Annotated in this window: 22 protein-coding genes and 2 pseudogenes; 14 read left to right on the top strand and 10 right to left on the bottom strand. The window is 53.2% G+C overall.

Going from position 1 to position 18,446, the window contains the following annotated elements:
- Window positions 1-268 precede the first annotated feature (268 nt).
- The 3 genes and pseudogenes from ACOCF6_RS06395 to ACOCF6_RS06385 form a co-directional block, all read left to right on the top strand.
- A pseudogene (locus ACOCF6_RS06395) lies at window positions 269-424 on the top strand (LL-diaminopimelate aminotransferase); the annotation flags it as partial.
- A 118-nt stretch (window positions 425-542) separates the two neighbouring features.
- The gene (locus tag ACOCF6_RS06390) at window positions 543-824 is read left to right on the top strand and encodes a type II toxin-antitoxin system Phd/YefM family antitoxin (protein ID WP_482459557.1); all 282 of its coding nucleotides are present in this window, start codon (window positions 543-545) and stop codon (window positions 822-824) included.
- Window positions 821-1,240 carry a PIN domain-containing protein gene (locus ACOCF6_RS06385; RefSeq protein ID WP_482459556.1) on the top strand — a complete coding sequence of 140 codons (420 nt, stop codon included), beginning with the start codon at window positions 821-823 and terminating at the stop codon, window positions 1,238-1,240. The genes ACOCF6_RS06390 and ACOCF6_RS06385 overlap by 4 nt, the downstream gene beginning before the upstream one ends.
- A gap of 96 nt (window positions 1,241-1,336) precedes the next feature.
- Here the strand turns inward: ACOCF6_RS06385 and ACOCF6_RS06380 are convergent, their stop codons facing one another.
- Window positions 1,337-1,666, bottom strand: a complete 330-nt coding sequence (locus tag ACOCF6_RS06380) for a winged helix-turn-helix transcriptional regulator (RefSeq protein ID WP_482459555.1) — start codon at window positions 1,664-1,666, stop codon at window positions 1,337-1,339.
- A 154-nt stretch (window positions 1,667-1,820) separates the two neighbouring features.
- Here ACOCF6_RS06380 and ACOCF6_RS06375 point away from each other — a divergent pair, with 154 nt between their 5' ends.
- The 4 genes and pseudogenes from ACOCF6_RS06375 to ACOCF6_RS06360 all read left to right on the top strand — a co-directional run bounded on the left by ACOCF6_RS06375 (window position 1,821) and on the right by ACOCF6_RS06360 (window position 5,543).
- On the top strand, window positions 1,821-2,669 hold the full coding sequence (locus tag ACOCF6_RS06375; protein ID WP_482459554.1) for an SDR family oxidoreductase: 849 nt from the start codon (window positions 1,821-1,823) through the stop codon (window positions 2,667-2,669).
- Window positions 2,670-2,780: 111 nt separating this feature from the next.
- Window positions 2,781-2,906, top strand: a pseudogene (locus tag ACOCF6_RS06370) (LL-diaminopimelate aminotransferase); the annotation flags it as partial.
- A 305-nt stretch (window positions 2,907-3,211) separates the two neighbouring features.
- Window positions 3,212-4,462 carry an AAA family ATPase gene (locus ACOCF6_RS06365; protein WP_482459553.1) on the top strand — a complete coding sequence of 417 codons (1,251 nt, stop codon included), beginning with the start codon at window positions 3,212-3,214 and terminating at the stop codon, window positions 4,460-4,462.
- A 616-nt stretch (window positions 4,463-5,078) separates the two neighbouring features.
- Window positions 5,079-5,543 (top strand): YgjP-like metallopeptidase domain-containing protein, encoded by a 465-nt coding sequence (locus ACOCF6_RS06360; protein ID WP_482459552.1) that lies wholly within the window; start codon window positions 5,079-5,081, stop codon window positions 5,541-5,543.
- A 125-nt stretch (window positions 5,544-5,668) separates the two neighbouring features.
- Here ACOCF6_RS06360 and ACOCF6_RS06355 read toward each other — a convergent pair whose 3' ends face one another.
- Window positions 5,669-6,757, bottom strand: coding sequence for an IS5 family transposase (locus ACOCF6_RS06355; protein ID WP_482459040.1), 1,089 nt, complete (start codon window positions 6,755-6,757; stop codon window positions 5,669-5,671).
- Window positions 6,758-7,274: 517 nt separating this feature from the next.
- Here ACOCF6_RS06355 and ACOCF6_RS06350 point away from each other — a divergent pair.
- Window positions 7,275-8,549: a GGDEF domain-containing protein gene (locus ACOCF6_RS06350; protein WP_482459551.1), complete on the top strand. Its 1,275-nt coding sequence runs from the start codon at window positions 7,275-7,277 to the stop codon at window positions 8,547-8,549.
- 201 nt (window positions 8,550-8,750) lie between these two features.
- On the opposite strand, the gene ACOCF6_RS06345 is transcribed toward ACOCF6_RS06350, so the two are convergent.
- The gene (locus ACOCF6_RS06345; RefSeq protein WP_482459550.1) at window positions 8,751-9,212 is read right to left on the bottom strand and encodes an SseB family protein; all 462 of its coding nucleotides are present in this window, start codon (window positions 9,210-9,212) and stop codon (window positions 8,751-8,753) included.
- Entirely contained in the window at window positions 9,206-9,481 is a 276-nt protein-coding gene (locus ACOCF6_RS06340) for a peptidylprolyl isomerase (RefSeq protein ID WP_482459549.1), read from the bottom strand. Before ACOCF6_RS06340 ends, ACOCF6_RS06345 begins: the two co-directional genes overlap by 7 nt.
- A gap of 178 nt (window positions 9,482-9,659) precedes the next feature.
- Here ACOCF6_RS06340 and ACOCF6_RS06335 point away from each other — a divergent pair, with 178 nt between their 5' ends.
- Window positions 9,660-10,181, top strand: a complete 522-nt coding sequence (locus ACOCF6_RS06335) for a GNAT family N-acetyltransferase (RefSeq protein WP_482459548.1) — start codon at window positions 9,660-9,662, stop codon at window positions 10,179-10,181.
- Between the two features lie 204 nt (window positions 10,182-10,385).
- Window positions 10,386-11,255, top strand: coding sequence for a D-alanyl-D-alanine carboxypeptidase family protein (locus ACOCF6_RS06330; RefSeq protein ID WP_482459547.1), 870 nt, complete (start codon window positions 10,386-10,388; stop codon window positions 11,253-11,255).
- A 44-nt stretch (window positions 11,256-11,299) separates the two neighbouring features.
- On the opposite strand, the gene ACOCF6_RS06325 is transcribed toward ACOCF6_RS06330, so the two are convergent.
- The 3 genes from ACOCF6_RS06325 to ACOCF6_RS06315 all read right to left on the bottom strand — a co-directional run bounded on the left by ACOCF6_RS06325 (window position 11,300) and on the right by ACOCF6_RS06315 (window position 13,875).
- Window positions 11,300-12,091: a L,D-transpeptidase gene (locus ACOCF6_RS06325; RefSeq protein ID WP_482459546.1), complete on the bottom strand. Its 792-nt coding sequence runs from the start codon at window positions 12,089-12,091 to the stop codon at window positions 11,300-11,302.
- Between the two features lie 6 nt (window positions 12,092-12,097).
- Window positions 12,098-12,649, bottom strand: coding sequence for a YcbK family protein (locus tag ACOCF6_RS06320; RefSeq protein WP_482459545.1), 552 nt, complete (start codon window positions 12,647-12,649; stop codon window positions 12,098-12,100).
- Window positions 12,650-12,915: 266 nt separating this feature from the next.
- The gene (locus ACOCF6_RS06315) at window positions 12,916-13,875 is read right to left on the bottom strand and encodes a tRNA dihydrouridine synthase (protein WP_482459544.1); all 960 of its coding nucleotides are present in this window, start codon (window positions 13,873-13,875) and stop codon (window positions 12,916-12,918) included.
- A gap of 258 nt (window positions 13,876-14,133) precedes the next feature.
- On the opposite strand from ACOCF6_RS06315, the gene ACOCF6_RS06310 reads away from it, so the two are divergent.
- Window positions 14,134-14,484 carry a hypothetical protein gene (locus tag ACOCF6_RS06310; protein WP_482459543.1) on the top strand — a complete coding sequence of 117 codons (351 nt, stop codon included), beginning with the start codon at window positions 14,134-14,136 and terminating at the stop codon, window positions 14,482-14,484.
- 169 nt (window positions 14,485-14,653) lie between these two features.
- Here ACOCF6_RS06310 and ACOCF6_RS06305 read toward each other — a convergent pair whose 3' ends face one another.
- Window positions 14,654-14,854 (bottom strand): cold-shock protein, encoded by a 201-nt coding sequence (locus tag ACOCF6_RS06305; RefSeq protein ID WP_482459542.1) that lies wholly within the window; start codon window positions 14,852-14,854, stop codon window positions 14,654-14,656.
- Window positions 14,855-15,186: 332 nt separating this feature from the next.
- Between ACOCF6_RS06305 and ACOCF6_RS06300 the strand changes: the two genes are divergently transcribed.
- A complete protein-coding gene (locus ACOCF6_RS06300) occupies window positions 15,187-16,542 on the top strand; it encodes a DEAD/DEAH box helicase (RefSeq protein WP_482459541.1) in 1,356 nt (451 codons plus the stop codon).
- A 259-nt stretch (window positions 16,543-16,801) separates the two neighbouring features.
- Here ACOCF6_RS06300 and ACOCF6_RS06295 read toward each other — a convergent pair whose 3' ends face one another.
- A complete protein-coding gene (locus ACOCF6_RS06295) occupies window positions 16,802-16,963 on the bottom strand; it encodes a hypothetical protein (RefSeq protein ID WP_482459540.1) in 162 nt (53 codons plus the stop codon).
- 224 nt (window positions 16,964-17,187) lie between these two features.
- On the opposite strand from ACOCF6_RS06295, the gene ACOCF6_RS06290 reads away from it, so the two are divergent.
- Both ACOCF6_RS06290 and ACOCF6_RS06285 read left to right on the top strand, forming a co-directional pair.
- Window positions 17,188-17,568, top strand: a complete 381-nt coding sequence (locus tag ACOCF6_RS06290; RefSeq protein ID WP_482459539.1) for a DUF2784 domain-containing protein — start codon at window positions 17,188-17,190, stop codon at window positions 17,566-17,568.
- A 212-nt stretch (window positions 17,569-17,780) separates the two neighbouring features.
- Window positions 17,781-17,996: a hypothetical protein gene (locus ACOCF6_RS06285; RefSeq protein WP_482459538.1), complete on the top strand. Its 216-nt coding sequence runs from the start codon at window positions 17,781-17,783 to the stop codon at window positions 17,994-17,996.
- Window positions 17,997-18,032: 36 nt separating this feature from the next.
- On the opposite strand, the gene ACOCF6_RS06280 is transcribed toward ACOCF6_RS06285, so the two are convergent.
- Window positions 18,033-18,215 carry a hypothetical protein gene (locus ACOCF6_RS06280; RefSeq protein ID WP_482459537.1) on the bottom strand — a complete coding sequence of 61 codons (183 nt, stop codon included), beginning with the start codon at window positions 18,213-18,215 and terminating at the stop codon, window positions 18,033-18,035.
- Window positions 18,216-18,446: the final 231 nt, after the last annotated feature.

Raw genomic sequence — 18,446 nt, 5'->3', positions numbered from 1 at the left:
CTCCACGGAATTATCATTGCGTGAGCAAAACTGCTGAAAATCATTTCTCACGCACCAAAAGTAGGCGCTATTAAGCGACGACGCGACGTAAAACCAAAGAATAAGATCCGTTTATAAGCCTTTCGTTGCGTCGTAGCGTCTTTGCGTGACACAGGTTTTTCTGCTTGGGTCGCTTTGAAGTTCGGTTGTAAGGCGGCGTGTGGGGAATGGTTAGTTGACTTTTTGGGTGTTTGTTAAGACTGTTGCGGCGGGCGCTAACGTGATCTTTTCTTTCTTCGACAAATCCATCAATGAATGCAAGGCGGTCGGCACACCCGGTTCCGGTTGCGGTCCGAGCGTGGAAGGGTACTTCCGGTTGTTGGCCTTCGGCCATCGCGAGAATGTGATTGAGACTGTCGAACGGATCAAGAAAAACTTGAAGTAATGACGAGGGCGCCCAGCGAGGCGCCCTTTGTTTTGGTGCTATAATTTGTATTTGATTTACATCAGTGCTGTGATATTCTTTGGTAGCTAGACTGTCTAGCTAGACAAAGGAGGCTTGTATGAAGACCAATAAAATTGTTCGGTCAGCTCATGATCGGGAATGGCAACTTCAGGAAGCAAAGAACCGTTTGAGTCAGGTGGTTGATTCGGCTTTGCATGATGGTCCCCAGACAATCACATTGCGGGGCAAGCCTGCTGCGGTGGTGGTGTCTTTTGATGAATACCGCAAACTGACCCTGCCGCGTACCGGATTATCGCAGTTCTTCAAGCAATCTCCTTTGCGTGAGGTTGAACTCGACCTCAGCCGCAGCACCGATCTATCCCGTGAGGTGGAGTTGTGAAGTATCTGCTCGATACCTGTCTGATTTCCGAATTGGTAAAGAGGGAGCCAAATCCGGCAGTAGTGGCTTGGCTGGACGAGCAGGATGAGCAGAAACTGTTTCTGTGTGTCCTGAATCTGGGCGAGTTGCAGAAGGGGATCAGCAAGCTCCCGGATGGCACAAAAAAGGAAGAGCTGCAGTCGTGGGTGGCGCTTGATCTGGTTGAACGTTTTACCGGCCGGATTCTTGAATTAGATCTGGAAACGGCGCTCTGTTGGGGAAGACTCCAGGGAGAGGCAGAGCGGGCGGGCGAGAAACTGCCGGTAATGGATTCGCTGATTGCCGCCATAGCTGCGGCGCATGGGTTGGTTGTGGTTACGCGGAATGTCAGGGATATTGAGAGATGTGGGGTGCGGGTTTGTAATCCGTGGGGGTGAATTAAGTAAACTGTCCCCGTAATTCCCGCGCCAGATTAAGCTGGTTGTCACAATTGTTCGGTAATCACCGTATTAGCATTCATACCTTATCACTCTTCACCGCTGTACTTCCTGTCGCACCTTCATGATCCTCAGCAAGTTCTCTTCGATCCAGTCGGCCAGCGATTCGACTTTATGGCCGATCTCCTCGCCCAGCGGCGTCAGGGTGTATTCCACATGCGGCGGCACAACCGGCAGCGACACGCGGTTGATGAAGCCGTCTTTTTCCAGGCATTGCAGCGTCTGGGCAAGCATCTTCTCGCTGACTCCGCCTATCTTGCGGCGTAAATCGCAGAAACGGTGTGTCCCTGCCATCAGGGCCACCAATACGAGCACTCCCCAACGGCTGGTGACATGATTGAGTATCTCACGTGATGGGCATTCCACTGCAAACACCAGCCCACGCTGGAATTGCTCCGATAATTTCACTGGTTCGATATTTTTTTTCATACTTACCTTTTAGTGCGTACTTACTTTTTGTAATTGTAGTTGATATGGTTATTTTACACAAGATGTCAATCAGGTTTGAAAGGAATTTATCATGATCGTCGTTACCGGAGCTACAGGACAATTGGGTCGTTTGGTCATCGCAGCGCTGCTGAAAAAAGTACCCGCCGTAGAAATCGTTGCAGCCGTGCGCAATGTGGAGAAAGCTAAAGACCTTGCAGAGTCTGGTATACAGGTGCGTTACGCAGACTACAGCCAGCCTGCTTCGTGGGATGAAGCGCTCAAAGGAGCTGACAAGCTGCTGCTGATTTCTTCCAGCGAGATCGGGCAGCGGGTGAACCAGCATCGCAGCGTCATCGACGCGGCTCAACGCTGCGGCGTGAAACTGCTGGCGTACACCAGCGTACTGCATGCCGTGACATCGCCACTCGGACTTGCCGCCGAGCATAGAGAAACCGAAGCATTACTCAGTGCTTCCGGAGTTCCTTTTGTGCTGTTGCGCAATGGCTGGTACACCGAGAATTATACTGCCGGGGTGCCAGCCGCACTGGCTAATGGTGGCGTGTATGGCTGTGCCGGCGATGGCCGCATCTCGTCGGCTGCGCGTGCCGATTATGCAGAAGCAGCGGCTGCGGTGTTGACCTCGGACAACCAGGCGGGCCGCGTGTATGAACTGGCTGGCGACACCAGCTACTCACTGACGGAGCTGGCTGCGGAGATCTCACGCCAATCCGGCCAGAATATAGGGTATGTGAACCTGCCCGAGGCCGAGTACAAAGGCGTTCTTGTCAAGGCGGGGCTGCCGGAAGTTATCGCAAAATTACTCGCCAATTCAGACACGGGAGCTTCCAAAGGCGCGTTGTTTGATGACCGCCGTCAGCTCAGTACACTCATCGGCCGGGCCACAACGCCGTTGGCAACGGCAATTGCGGCGATGTTGTAGAGTTGGACTCATCTACAGCCACTTATGATCAGTCGCATCAAAGTTCCCGCGTCAGTAACTACGGTCAGGAAAAGGGGGCAGGCGAACTTTTATAACGTAGCCGGTCACCTTTCGATTCTCGGCACCTCCGGTATCGGTTTCGGGCCGAGCGGGGAAGGGTACTTCAGATTGTCGGCCTTCGGTCATCGTGAGAATGTGATTGAGGCGGTGGAGAAGATAAAGAAGAATTTGAAGTAGGTTGACTGAAAAGGGCGCCAATTGCGGCGCCCTTCTTGCGTTTTGGATGTTTTACCCGTATACAATACTCGATATTTGAATTAAGTTAACTATCTCAAAAATACATCTGGCCTTTAAAGTAGTTGTACGGTTATGGTCTTAATGTTTCAAAAGCCTTGTGGAAAGGTACCAAGCTGGATTCAAAGCGATTCTGCGGCGGGTGACATAACAGGTTTAACTAAAAGCTGTATGGTGAGTTTCGTTATAGTTGTTTAGAAAGAATAGACGCTACAATTTTTTTTTATCAAGTTAATCTTGGGGGGAGCATGTTCAGAACCAGACCAAACATAAATGAAGTATTTACACCAAGAAGTGCTAATGTTAATTCAAAAATTTATATTCCAAGAACTAATCTAGAAAAAGAGTTAAAACGTTCTTTAGATGGTTCATTGCATACCTTGATTTATGGGAATAGTGGTGCAGGTAAATCATGGCTATATAAAAGAGTAATAATGGAAAACAAGATGTTTTCCCGCGTAGCAAATTGTGCAAATGCTGCACGGTATGATTCAATTACAGAAGAAATTGTTAATTCTGTTTTGCCAAAGGGAAGCAGGGAACTAGAAAGTTTGGAAGAGGAAATTGGAGCTGAAGTATCGGCATTGTTTGCTAAAGGTGGTGGGAAAAGCAAACGTAAATATAATATTTTAACTGAAGATCCATTGTTGTCATCCTTTCATTATTTAAGGAAAGAAGCTGGTGCTTCAGTTGCAGTACTGGTTTTAGATAATTTGGAAACTATAATAAATAATGAAAAATTAATGGATGAATTGGCAAATATAATAATATTATGTGACGATGCTAGATATGCGAAATACAACGTAAAACTTCTGTTAGTAGGTGTGCCCTCCGGTGTGCTAGAATATTTTTCTAAAGTTAAAAACTTACCAACAGTCGCAAATAGGATACAAGAAATTAATGAAGTATCTAATTTTTTAGAATCTCAAGTTAATGCATTTGTCGAAACAAGTTTCGTTAATTTGTTAGATATTAAAATCCAAAATTCAATGCTTACTGAATGGAAAACACATATATACAATGTAACTTTAGGAAATCCTCAAAGACTACATGAATATTGCGAATGCCTTGCATATAAGTTAATGGACAGTAAATGGGACCCTAAAAGTGGTGTATTGAAATTAGCAGATAGTGCATGGTTAACCCAAGGGTTGAGAGAATCATATGCAAAAATAGATTCACTTATGAATGAGCGTGATACAGAAATTGGGAGAAGAAACCAAGTATTATATGCATTAGGTAAAGTGCAGATTCATTATTTCACACCGAAACATATTGGTGACATCGTTAAGAAGGAGTTTCCGAACACTTGTAATGGAATTAAATTGGGGGTGAGTAAAATATTATCAGATTTATGTGCTAAAGATAATTCTATAATAAAGAAATGTACAAACGGTACGCGATATGAGTTTACTGATTCTAGGTATATAATGACTTTAAGATTGATGCTTGATAAATCAAGAAATGAAAAAGTGATTAAATTAGGATTCAGGATATAAGGGGTAATAGGGTGAAATTAGGGCCACTCCCCATATTTTCATCTAATAAGCGAAATGCGTGACTGACTCATTTCTTCACTAGCAAAGGCGGCCAATTGGCCGCCTTTGCTGCTTCTGCTATCAGTTCATTTCAAGCGCTGTGGCAATTCTCGTCTTGAGTTGCCCCGATGAATTCCGGGGACATTCATGATAAATTTTATCAAGGGGGAAACGGAGATTTCCCATAACCTTCCGAACTCCACCGATGGGACGGAGTTCCGGGGACAGCATACATAATTCGAAAGGCGGCCAATCGGTCGCTTTTCCTGTTTACCACCAAACTACAACACTCATTTCTCCAATAACTTCCACTCAAGACCAATGCTGACCACGTTTGCCAACGCGACTACTTTTCTCTTTATCGAACGGGAATAATATTCCTGCTCCGTCTTTGTTAGGGGCAACCCTTTCAACCTTATTTTAAACAACTCCTTCTGCTTCGGTGAAAACATCTGCGACATGGCAAAGGCCAGGGAATACTCCTCGTACTTTCCTTGCGAACATTCCCGTTCATGCATTTGACCTGTGGGGTAACATTCGGTATGATGCGGAAACGCATGGAAGGGAACGGACACAGATGCATTCATTGAAATATTTAGCCGGCTATTCACCGCAGATTACGGCCCAGGTGGCGGAACTGGTTGCAGAAAACCGGTTGGGCAGCGTCATTGTGCGGCGATACCCCAAAGCGCACGATGTCAGAACAGATAAGGCGCTCTACGATTATACCGTCGATATCAAGAACGAGTACATGCGCACCGCTCAGCCGCTCAGCAGGGTTGTCTACGACGGGAAGATCCATGTGATCCACAACGCCCTGGGGACCCACACCTTTGTATCCCGTGTACAGGGGGGCAAACTGAAGGCAAAACACGAAATCCGCATAGCATCGGTCTTTCGGGACGGCCCCGGAGAATTTCTGAAAATGATTGTCGTGCATGAACTGGCGCACCTGAAGGAGAAGGAGCACAACAAGGCTTTCTACCAACTGTGCACATATCAGGTCTTTGAAAAACTCACCGATTCAAGTGATATATCCTGAACTTGAGTTTTCTCGGAGAGAATCAGCTTCATTTTTTCATTTATTCAACTATGTTATTGCTCTTTGAAGCCATTTTGGCCACTTAATCGGCCCGGATTTCGCCTTTTGGGCGGTTTCCTCCCGCTTTATGTGGCACAGATCCCCAAGTTTCGCATTCGGACCAGGTTGTAAGCCGTTACTGCCAGGGTAAAGTGCCAATCGATCTTCTTGATACCTCGATAGCGAGTCTTGCGGAACAGGCCAACAGTCTTCAGCCAGCCGAAGACCTCCTCAATGCGTTTGCGAAACTTCTGGCTCGCTGCATAGCTGATGTGGCGGGTGGTGCGGCCATCAATTGATGAACGACGTCCCTTCTTAGTGGTGTTTTGCGTAACATGAGGCGTTACGTTCAACTCTCGCATGGCTGCGACGAATCCACGAGTGTCGTAGTTCCTGTCGGCCGCTATGCTGATTCGTCGCTTTCGTGGAGCTACCTTGGCAACCATGGCCTTGGCGGTTTCACGCTCGGCAAAGCCATCAGCGATGGTAACAGCACTCGTCATGACCAGCCCATTCTGGTTCTCAGTCAAAAGATGGGCGGCAAACGACAACCTGGGTTCATGGTTGACACCTTTGCGGTAGAGCCTTGCTTCCGGGTCTGTGCTGGATGCGTGAGTATCGTTGGTCAGTTTCTCACCCTGGTAATCACGAGTCGGGTTCTTGCCGCTTGGGGGCTCATGCTCGTCGTTCTTTGGCTTGAAACTTTTGAGAGAAGCCCATGACTGGATCAGGGTGCCATCAACACTGAAATGATCCTTGGATAGCAGCTTGCCGCGCCTGGCCTGCTCAAGCACTTCCGCAAGGAACTTGGCGGCAATATCGGTCTGAATAAGACGATCCTGGTTCGTAGTGAAGCTGGAATTATCCCAGACCGGCTCATCGAGCCCCATCCCGAGGAACCAGCGGAACAGAAGACTGAAGTGGATCTGCTCAACAAGTTTGACGTTGCTGGGAATTGAGTACAAAACCTGAAGCAGCATGGCTTTAAGCAACCGCTCCGGCGGAATCGAAGGCCGACCGGTATGGGAATACATCTGGCAGAACACCGGTGAAAGATTCTCAAGTGCAGCATCTACCATCTGTCGGATAGGACGAAGTGGATGATCCTTGGGGACAAAGGACTCCGGTGAGAGATAAACGAACAATGCATCAGATGGTAGATCGAAACCGCGCATACTTATTCTCCTGAAATATCAGCAAGATATGCGCGAAATCTTAGCATAAATTGGTGCCAAAATCACCGTAAATACAACGAGTTTTTCAAAGACCTGATATATGGAACCGGCCTATCACCAGCTGGAATTTGATACCCGGCTGTTCCTGACCCAGGTGGAGATGGCCGGGTCACCGTACCTGACCTGATTTTGAGGCGGCTGGCGGGAGGTTGCCGCTGTATTGCATTCAAAAGCTTGATGGTCAGGGGAAATGCAGGGCAGTTGTCTAATTCTAAATACAGCCGGGATTTGCAGCTCCGGGGTCCTTCTTGACTTTCATCTGTTCACTGCTACCCTTCCCGTATGTCACGCAAACCCTGCATACATTATTCCAGCAAAGAGTAAAACTTTATCCCGTGAAGCCATGCCGGGCATCCGGTCTTTATTGATTTCGATGCCTATCTGTTGGAACTGGCGCAATATCCATCTGACAGCATTTGGCTCCACTCCCTTCATTTTGTAAGAACCGGGGGACGGTATGGAACAGAAAAACAATACTGTTACTATGACAACTATTAACCCCGATATTTTCATTCGAAAGTATGTTTTTGTCAGTATCGTCTCAATTATCGTAGTTCTGTTGTTCAGTTGTTACGGAATTTATCGGGTCTCTTTTTCATTTGTAATTGAAAATGCCGAGGACAGTGCCGTCTCTTTGGCTAACTCTCTAACGCATCACGCAATTGACAGATTGTTGCAACATAATTCGGTGCATACGATTGAACTTAATGTGACGCCTGAGACGCTTACTCAATTCCAGTCAAATATGCGTGATGATATTGAGCATTTCAATGTGTTAAAGGTGAAGCTGTTCGATAATAAGACACAATTGATTTACAGTTCTGATAATCGAATGGTTGGTCAGTTTGACAAAAACAACCTTCGACTTGCCAACGCATTGGCTGGGAACAATGATTCTCTGGCTGTAAAAAAGGATAAAATATCCGATTTCAATGGTCAGGAGCGTTTTGCTGTTGATGTGGTCGAGACGTATGTCCCGGTACGAGACAACACGGGACGTGTAGTCGGATGCTTCGAACTATATCAGGACATTACCCGGTATTACCGCGAAATTATCCCGTTTGTAGTGGTCTCAGGCGGGATTATGGTATTCATTCTTTCAACAGGGTTTCTGGTGTCGCATGTGCTGCTGAGGAAGACGGCACAACAACTGAAGGGCGCCCAGAAGATACTGGAAAGCCAAGCGTGTACAGACTTCCTGACCGGTATATATAACCGCCGCCAGCTTCTGTTCCGGTGCGAAGAAGAAATATCAAGATGTAAACGGATGAAGGTAAGCGGAACACCTATGTCATCTTTGGCATGTGTAATGATTGACATTGATCACTTCAAGCATGTCAACGATACCTATGGCCACGCTGCAGGAGATGAAGTGATTCGGGAATTGGCGAACCGCCTCAAGCAGGTGACCAGGCCATATGACATCGTGGGACGTTACGGAGGTGAAGAGTTCCTGGTCGTCATCTGCCAATCTGATGATGAATTCATTACAGCAGTGTCAGAAAGGTTGTGGAGTATCGCACGCTCGACTCCAATCCGTTATGGTGACATGAACATAGACATAACGATAAGTCTGGGGGTTGCAAAATTAGATGTACCTGATGAAAGTCACGAAGCGGTTATTATAAGAGCTGATCGTGCTCTCTATCAGGCAAAGAATGAAGGGCGGGACCGGATATGTTATGACACCCCTGTGACGGATGAATCGAACCATCTCCCTGATCAGGCCTGACTTTCTGTCTGGGGTGAAGCGGGGACGGGCGCTCCTCCGGTGTCACGAATAAAAGGGGGGCAGGCTGCAATTTCCGGGGACAGCATGCGTAATCCAAAAGGCGGCCGATCGGCCGCCTTTTGCTATTTCACCAGTATCTTTCTATCGAATGCCGTGTCACCATGCCTGCCAGGAACCATGCCGGCAATTTCTTAATGACACTTATGCTTTCGATTCCTCCTGCACTGCTGCAGCCTCGTTGCAGCGCTCCACAACCTCGCGCAGCCAGGCGATCTCATCGGGCAGAAACTGTTTCGAGTACGGTGTGCCGACATTCAGCGCCCAGCGGAGCGGCGGCATGGTCGTGGCGGCGAGTATGTATCCCGGAACCCCCACCCATGTGGCATCGTCTGCTGCCCAGCTCTTCAAGCGCTCTTCGGTGTCGAACAGCATCAGGTAATCATTCCCGTCCGATTCGATGACAAGCGGCAGAACCTGCTCCTCCTCAACGGCCGCTGCTCCGCCAGTCTCCGGCTGATCAAGGGTAGGGACGCAAAAGGTCGTATTGAGAAAGATATCGTAATACTTTGACTGGCGCCTGGCATCGTCACTGGCCTCGCGCAATGTCAGCAGTGCCTGGTCGAGTGCGGTCATCTCCCGGGGAGCTTCTGTTGGCGCTACCATCGGTTGGTCACCTCGATCAGGTGATAGCCGAACCGGGTTTTGACCGGGCCTAGGACCTTGTTCAGTTCGCCGGAGAAGACGACGTCATCGAATTCCTGCACCATCTGCCCGGGACGGAAGGCACCGAGATCACCCCCTTGCAGGCGCGAAGGACAGGTGGATTTGTGCTTGGCCACTTCGGCGAAATCGGCACCGGCCTCAATCTCGCACTTGAGCTGCAGGCATTGGGTTTCTGTCTCTACGAGGATGTGACGGGCGCTGGCAGGCATGGGGGCTCCTTGGGATGCGTGGAAAAATTTCCAGCATAGTAGCTGAAACAACAGGGCAGGGCAACCGGCAAAAAGTGAAAATTGTGGGCACTCGGTGTTGTATGGTTGCAGAAATCATCCATACGGGTATGCTGTCGAGAGCAGCATCTCACACAAAATAATATTCACCGGAAGGGTTATGAAAATACAAAAACTATCGATCGAGAACCGCCCCAAGGTTTACGGGCTGCTGCAGCGCGCCTTTCCCGGCAGTGACTTTGAGGCCAAACTGGTGCAGAATCTCCACGAGAACGGCAGGGTCATGCATGAATGGGTCTGCCTTCATGTCAACAAGGCCATTGCCTATATCGCCTTTTCCCCTGCCTACCATGGCAGGGAGATCTGCGGTCTGCACCTGGCGCCCATGGCCGTGGCACCCGATTTCCAGAAGCAGGGGGTGGGCACGGAACTGCTCCAGTTTGCCCTGCGGCAGGCTGAGATCAAAAGCCAGCCCCTGTTTGTCCTGGGCGCACCGGGTTATTATCAACGCTTTGGTTTTGAGCCCTGCAGCCAGCCGGTCTGCCCCTTTGACACCGATAACGCGCATTTCCTGAGTATGCGCAACAGTGTCACCGAGAGCTTCATTGTCGGCTATGAACCCGAGTTTCACATCGCTGCCATACCACCAAACCTGCCGGGCAAGAAACGTCACAAACGGTGAGCAACGTGCACGTGATGTCGGATAATCTGTCTTTACTGTCAAAGGCGGCCACATCGGCCGCCTTTGCTGTTTCAGAGAGTGAACGATTGGTCAAAAAGGCGGACCGCTTGCTTCCCCTGACTGACTGGTACTACAATTGAAATGACCAACCTGGTTGTCTGTCGTAACACTATTCAGGTTACCTGTCTCAAAGGAGCGCAGATCATGTGGCGCGTGATACTTGTTCTTTTCTTCCTGCTGGCTGCGATCACTCCCGCCGTCGCCGCGCATGACGATCCTTTCCCTGCGGTGGCCTCAGCCTACATCCTCAGGATCGACGGTGAAACCGTCTGGGCGCATCGCCCGGAGAAACGGCTGGCACCGGCCAGCCTGACCAAGATCATGACCGCGCTGCTGGTGCTGGAACGGGAGCCTCTGGACCGGGTGGTGACCGTGAGCAGCGCCGCTGCCGCGGAGAGCGGCACGCGCATCGGGCTGCGCCGGGGGGACAGGATGACGGTCGGCAACCTGCTGGCCGCCACGCTGATCTACTCGGCCAACGATGCCTGCCGCGCCCTGGCCGATCACGTGGGGGGCGACCGGGGGCGCTTTACCACCCTGATGAACGCCCGGGCCGAACAACTGGGGCTGCAGGATACCCGCTTCAGCAACCCCTGCGGCCATGACCAGCCGCGCCACTATTCCAGCGCCCATGACCTGGCCATCCTGGCCGAGGCGGCGCTCGCAAACGAGACCTTGCGGCAGCTGGTCTCCCGTGACCGGCTGCAGATCAAGACCAGCGACGGCAAGCGGCGCTTCACACTCCGCAACAGGAACCAGCTGCTCGGCCGCTACCCGGGAGCGGTTGGGGGCAAGACCGGATTTACCCCGAATGCCGGGGGCTGCCTGATTGTCCTGGCAGAGCGGGAGGGGACGCGCGTATTGCTGGTGCTGCTGCATACCCGCAACCGCTGGCACGATGCCGCAGTCATGCTGGACCGGGCCTTTCTGCGTCCCAGAAAGGTGCCGCTGCCTTTCGCGAACAGCAGCACAGTTGAATTACGGGGGATCGGCAGTGGCGGCGAGGGAGATTGAAAGGCAACTTGCATGATACCAGGGTGCGGCACCGCTGACGTACTTCAGAGGAGCGACTCGCCGATGATCCGCACCCGGGGGCCGTTTTTCAGCCGGGAGAACCTGCCGCTATCCTCACTGTCACCGATAGCCCATTCGTAGAGGGTGCGGGCATCCTGGAGCTGGATCTGCCGGGCGAAGCGGTAGTATTTCTGCTGCATCTCCTCGTCGTAGAGGCCGATGCAGCCGTGCGATGCGGGGAAGCCGGGCAGGTCGCGGCCATGGAGCCAGAAATCGACGCCCTGGTTGTTGGTGAAAAAGCGCAGTGCATAGTGCATCGGGTAGGGGGTGGTGGTCTTTTCGATCTTGTAGAGCGATGACTGGTGCCGGCGGTTGAAGGCGTTGATCCGGAAATCGCCGCTGGGGGTGCGGTTCTTGCGGTTGCCCGAGGCGATCGGAAAGGAGAAGACCCGCTCGCCATACTCGTAGGCACCGAGGAACTGATCGAACAGGTCCACCAGGATGAATTTCTCTTCCCGGTCGGCTGGGGGGTAGGTGTCGGGCAGCGGGGAATACTCTTCGATGTCATCCAGGTCCCGGGGAACCTTGATGGATACCCCGGCGCTCAGATGGCGGCGGTCGATGCGGTTGAAGCGGAGCACGTCCAGCCAGCGCTCGCCAAAGAGCAGCTCCGGCGTGTCCCCCTTCCGGATTCTGAGGCAATCCCAGGCAATGGCCGCATCGCGCGGATGGACGACGCTGCACAGATTGGAAATCTTGCGCGATGCGCCCCCGGCCATTTCCGGGGACAGGGTCGTGAGGATCAGGAACAGCAGGAGCATGCGGAAGAGCGTCATGTTATTTCACCAGGTTCTGATCTTTCCCGAATCGATGTGGACAAAACCGGCACCCGGATAGTAACCGACCCCTCCCAACTGCAGGGCGACGGCCGTATGCCTGACCTTGTCGAGGGGGATGCCGGGGATGACGATGTCAATGGCCTTGCCGACGCGGTGGAGGCTGTTTTTGGCAACATGTCGGCCGCTTTGCAGCAGCAGCGAGTTATAGGTCGGAGAGCGGAAACCGGAGATGATGTGAATCTCGTGTCCTCCCCCCAGCTTCTTGTCGACCAGGTTGAGGTACTCAATGGCATTGATATCCATGATGGTTATCTGGTTGGTGTAGTGGCAGCGCATGATCCAGTTGACGGCATGCAGGGCATTAAGGTCATATGATCCATCCGTTCTGCGGAAGGTAACGCTGAGCCGGTCATTTGTGTGGGCGTTGAAAAGCGAAAGTGCCCCGCTTTCGGTAAGAATGGATTTTGCGTAGGCTGCCCGGCCTCTGCTCAGGGTTGCTGCACCCGCCACTGCCATGTGAAGAAATGTCCGTCTGGTGATCTTTCTCGTAAACATACAGAAGGCCCCGTCTCTCGTATCCCCCTTTCGCATTGCACAACAACAGTTTGTTCGCGGTCAACATGAGTATTTCCTTATCTACATTGTACACTGATCCGCAGGATATGTCATCGTGTTGCACTCATTACGTGCTGCGGTGTTTGTCATAGGACGAGATGAAGATCCGTGCTGCGTTTTCCGGGGTAAAGGCGGTATACGTGACATGTATGATTCTGGCCGGGTGTGATGTTCAGGTCCCGCTGGTGTCCCCTGGAATTCGCAGCTCAGCACAGCCCGTGCAGGGCTGCTTCGAACGCCCGCACGGTTTTGGCCCGCCGCAGTTCCTTGAGCGGTTTTGCCAGTTCCGGATCATCCAGGTAGGTGATGATCTCCTTGACCTTGCTCAGCACCTGCGTATCGCCGCAGAACAGTTGGCCATAGCGGATCAGCATCTCCCGCAGATAGCGGCCAACCTCTGTTCGCCGCTCATCCCGGTCGGGCTCGCAACTCTCCACTCCCCGCAGGCGCCGGAACAGCGCCGGATCGGCAATCGCACCCCGCCCCAGCATCAGCCCGGCAGCGCCGGTCTCGCCCAGCACCCGTATGCCAACGGCAGCGCTGCGGATATCCCCGTTGGCGATCACCGGCAGCCGGGTAGCCCCCACCACCCGGGCGGTCACCTCATGGTCGGCAACCCCGTTGTACTTCTGGACCACGGTCCGGGGATGCAGCACCAGGAAATCCACCCCGCTTGACTCGAAGAGCGGCAGCAGCGACAGGATCTGCTCCGGATCGTCGTACCCGGCCCGGATCTTGATGGAGAAGGATCCGGCGATGGCCTCCCGCAGGGCCGGGATGATCTCCGCCAGTTTGTCCGGGCAGCGGAGCATCCCCCCGCCGGTCAGGCCGCCCCCCATCCGGCCATAGGGGCACCCCATGTTGAGGTTGATATGTGCGGCACCGGCCTCCTGCGCGACCCGGGCCGCCAGGACCAGCGCACCCCGCTCATGCCCCACCAGCTGCACCACCAGCGGCACACCCCCCTGCTCAGTGGCGACATCCCGCAGGTCGACAGCGGTGAGTCCCGCTCCCGCCGGTGCCGTATTGACGCGCATGAATTCGGTAAAGATGACGTCGGGCCGGACATGCTGAATGAAATAGGCGCGCAGGGCCCGGTTGGTCAGCCCCTGCATCGGCGCCAGCATCAGCGGTGTGGTTCCGGGTTGCCACGGGAGCACCGTCATGACGTGGTCACCGTTTCCGGCGTGTTCCGAACGGCGCAGCTGATGGTCGTGTCGTTATGGGAAGAAAGGATGTGCATGTGCGTATTGTTGCCCAGCCGGGAGGGAAATTACAAGCAGGGAAATAGCAAAGGAGGCCGATTGGGCGCTTTCTGGAATTAATAACCTGTCTCAGGAATCGCCCCCGCACGTATTGACACCCGGCCCATAGGCAGTACAGTTGTAATTGACGGAGCATAAAGCCCGGAGAGGAGAGATGCCATGCCTTGGTTTCCTAGAACTGCGGTCATTATGGCCCTAGCGCTCATGGTAAGCGGATGCGGTACTCGTACTTTCATGGTGTACAAGGACGGCAACAATTTCTTCATCACCAAGGACTGCGCCGAGAGGCATCGGCTGCTCTGTGATTCAGGCGACATTGACGGTGTCGTTGCCGGTTCGGGCCTGCCCGGCCCCATGCAGTTGCGGATAAAGGAAGCAATCTGCTCGACGGACAAGGCCAAGAATGACATGCAGGATATACTTGAAGAGCTCACCAACGAGCAGCTTTCTGCACTGAAAAAAGCATTCAGCGCATTTGGATACGAAATCAACAAACCCGCCGACACGTGATCATGACACCAGGCGCCCGTGAGGCGCTCAACAGGTTGTGAATCCGGGGGGCTGGTCAGGTTTAAAAAAATGCCTGTTTCTGTGAGCTGCCACAACATTTCCTGCGCGTTTTCCACAAAAAAAAGCCCCGGGTTTCCCCGGGGCTTTTGGTGTTTGTTGGAGTAGTTGTTTAGGCTCTCACTACGTTCGCGGCCTGAAGCCCTTTCGGACCCTTGGTTACTTCAAACGTTACACTATCACCTTCAACAAGCGATTTGAAGCCGTCGCCTGCGATAGCTGAGAAATGGCAAAATACATCGTCGCCATTTTCCTGCTCAAGAAAACCAAAACCTTTGCTGTCGTTAAACCATTTAACTGTTCCGTTTACCATGTGTACTTTCTCCTGATCCTGCACTTGTGATTTTGTCTGATGTATTTCAGACGTTCTATCACTAAGGGCTTTTATGAGTGAGAAGTCAACCAGCAAATGATAACGGGTGATAATAGTTTGCGTCAGAGACGGCGGGTGGAACAAAAAGAGCCGGTGTAGAAATGGGGGATGCTGATTTTAACCGGCTATTTCCGGCCGCTCTGTTCCGCTGTGTATACCTCCGGCTAATAAATTGCCCCGCCAGCCGTAACATGCTATAGTACGGTACGTCTGAACCACAGGGACATTCCCCTGTGGTTTTTTTTGTGAGCACACAATGAGAGAGATACCCCATGAACCCAGAAACAACTGCAGCGCCCGAAGTGAAAGCCGTCACTGCCACGTCATTTGAATCACTCGGCCTGTGCGCCGAACTGCTGAGCGCGATTGCCGCCCAGGGCTACAGCGCCCCGACCCCGATCCAGGCCGGGGCGATCCCGCTGGTCTTCGAGGGGCGCGACCTGCTGGCCGGCGCCCAGACCGGCACCGGCAAGACAGCCGCCTTTGCCCTGCCGATCGTGCAGCGGCTGAGCGAGAAGATCCCCCGCGAAAAGCGGCGCAAGCCGCGTGCGCTGGTGCTGGTGCCGACCCGTGAGCTGGCGGCCCAGGTCAGTGAACATACGAACAACTATGCCCGGCGCCTGTCGCTGCGCTCGACCATGATCTACGGCGGTGTGACCATCCAGGCCCAGATCGAGAGGCTGCACCGCGGCGTGGATATCGTGGTGGCGACGCCGGGTCGACTGCTGGACCATGCCGAGCGGCGCACGATCGATCTTTCCCGCATCCAGTTCCTGGTGCTGGACGAGGCCGACCGCATGCTGGACCTGGGATTCATCGATGACATCAGGAAGGTGGCGGAGTATCTGCCGGCCAAACGCCAGACCCTGCTCTTTTCGGCCACCTATTCCAAAGAGATCAAACAGCTGGCCGACCAGCTGCTGGATCACCCGCAGCGGATCGAGGTGGCGCGCAGCAACATCGCCGCCGACGCGGTCACCCAGGCTATCTACGAGGTGGAGCGGAGCCGCAAGCGGGAAATGATCTCGTTCCTGATCCGCCAGGGGGGCTGGAACCAGGTGCTGGTCTTTGCCCGCACCCGCTACGGCGCCGACAAGCTGACCGAAGAGCTGCTACTGGACGGGATCAAGGCCGCCGCCATCCACAGCAACAAGAGCCAGTCGATCCGCACCCGAACCCTGGCGGAGTTCAAGCGCGGCGATTTCCGCGTGCTGGTGGCGACCGATGTGGCGGCGCGCGGGCTGGACATCGAGCGCTTGCCGCACGTGGTGAATTACGACCTGCCCCAGGTGCCCGAGGATTATGTGCACCGCATCGGGCGCACCGGCCGGGCCGGAGAGAATGGGATCGCCCTGTCGCTGGTCTCCCCGGAGGAAAAGCCGCTGCTGCAGGCGATCGAGAAGCTGCTGACCTATAAAATTCCGCACCAGACCCTGGAAGAGTTCCCGGTCACAGCGGCCCGGCGGAGTTCACGGGTGCAGGCACTCAAGCTGGCGGACGTACAGATCAAGGCCAGGAAGAAACAGGACAAGGCCGCCCAGGACCCGAAGAAAACCGCTCCCCGGCGGAAAAAGGTCGTACCTGAGCGCCCGGCCCCCAAGGCCGGTCGTCGCGGTAGCAGGTCGTAGGCGTGTGACATTCCGGCGGAACACTATGTAATTGCAAAGGCAGCCAAAGGCTGCCTTTGCTTTTTTTAACAGCGACTTCTGTTCAGGGTTTCCTTCCCAAGCCATACCTCTTCCCTTAATCACGAAAGCGGCCTAAAATTAAATTCACAACAAGTGTTATCAGTACGAACAGAGGAGGATGCCATGAACGCAAGCACTATCCGCGACCGGGCAGCCGATGCCCTGCCGGGAGGGAACCCGGCAGGGGCAGATGAGCAGTTCAGACCTTGCGCCCTTTGCGCCCGGCTACAACCTTTCCGTGAGGGGTGATGACGTGAACATTGTGGTTCGTCATCATGCGATGTTTCTTCTCCATCAGGATTTTCATGGCTGCATTCATCTGGCGGCGCGGCATGGTTGTTCCCGGTGTCATGGTTTTCATGGCTGGCACCTCCTTTTATCTGTCAGGCGCGTGTAGCTGCCTTGATCTACCTCATATTATACGCCCTCTTCAAACCGCCGGCGCCACTAAAAGGTGTCGTTACGTAAGGGGGAAACTGGCATTTCCGGAACCGATATCGATATTTCGGATTGGCACCATCCGGGGGGGAGGTCGAGAATAATGGCAGGAGTGGTGGCATGCATCATCTACCCAGGGAGCAATGTATGATCTTCTCTGTGCTGGCCGATCTGGCGGTGCTGGTTCATGTACTGTTTGTGCTTTTCGTGATCTGCGGCGGACTGGCGGTGCTGCGCTGGCCGCGGCTGGCATGGCTGCAGGTGCCGGCCGCCCTGTGGGGGGGCATCATTGAGATCAAGGGATGGATTTGCCCTCTGACCTATCTGGAAAACCATTTTCGGCAGATGGGCGGTGCCGCAGGCTACGGCGGATCCTTCATCGAGCATTATCTGGAACCGCTCCTCTACCCGTTGGGACTGACCTCGCGCTTCCAGGTGATCATGGGGCTGGGGGTTCTGGGGTTCAATGCGGCACTCTATGTCCGGCTATGGTGGCGGGTCTCGCGAAAATCCGGTTTAACATCATAACCCTCCTCCTGATTTATTCCCCTCCTGACCGCATGTATACGCTGTCATCAGGAAAACATTACTGAAGAATTACGAAGCTGATACGGGCTGACCAACCCTGCACCGACTCATTGGGGTGGAAGTTCTGAGCGTGATGGTGTATAAAATGGCGTCACCATGACAGCATTGCGACCATTGCGCGCAGCGAACTTACACGTGCAGGAGTAAAGGATATGAACGTAGACCTGAACAAATTGAACACCCTCATTCACAAACGGGTCGCTGAGATTGACAAGAGCGTTGCCGGGACCGGTTATCTGACACGGACGGTCATCGGTGTGTGCACCTTTTTGATCGATAACGAAGGGGACCTTGATCTGCTGTCCGCGAAACAGATGCTCACCTTTGAACGGTTTATCAAGCCGCTGCTGGATACTCCGCGCCGCTAGCCCCGGAACAGCCCTTGCTCAGCGCCCGCTCCCCTGTTAATTCTTCACGCCTCTGAGGCGCGTAAGAATTTCAGCGAGGATGGCCTCCCTTTCCTTCAGTTCCGCATGCCACTCCCGGTTGTCTGTCCCGACCCGCTCCGTTGCCAGGTCCGGGAGATACGACTCAAGTGCATTGACCAATGCGGTTGCTTCCTTTTCGTTCAGTTCGATGGCCGACATGGTGAACCCCCTTTCTGCGCTCCTGCGCTGTGTAACGTTCCTCCTTATCCCTGTAAATACGCTGACATTCACTCCCTGATATCATGGTAGAACTAACCGCCGGACGGGTCAAGAGATCGTCGTGCTGACGACAGCCAGAGGGCTTGGAAGGGCAGGTATTTCCGGCTGTTTCTTCTTTAATAAAACAAAGACGATAATATAAGTCTTTTTATCTTGATCAGAACATTGCGC

It is taken from the genome of Geobacter psychrophilus (genome assembly GCF_056821595.1).
This window is presented reverse-complemented; position numbering and strand designations above follow the sequence as displayed.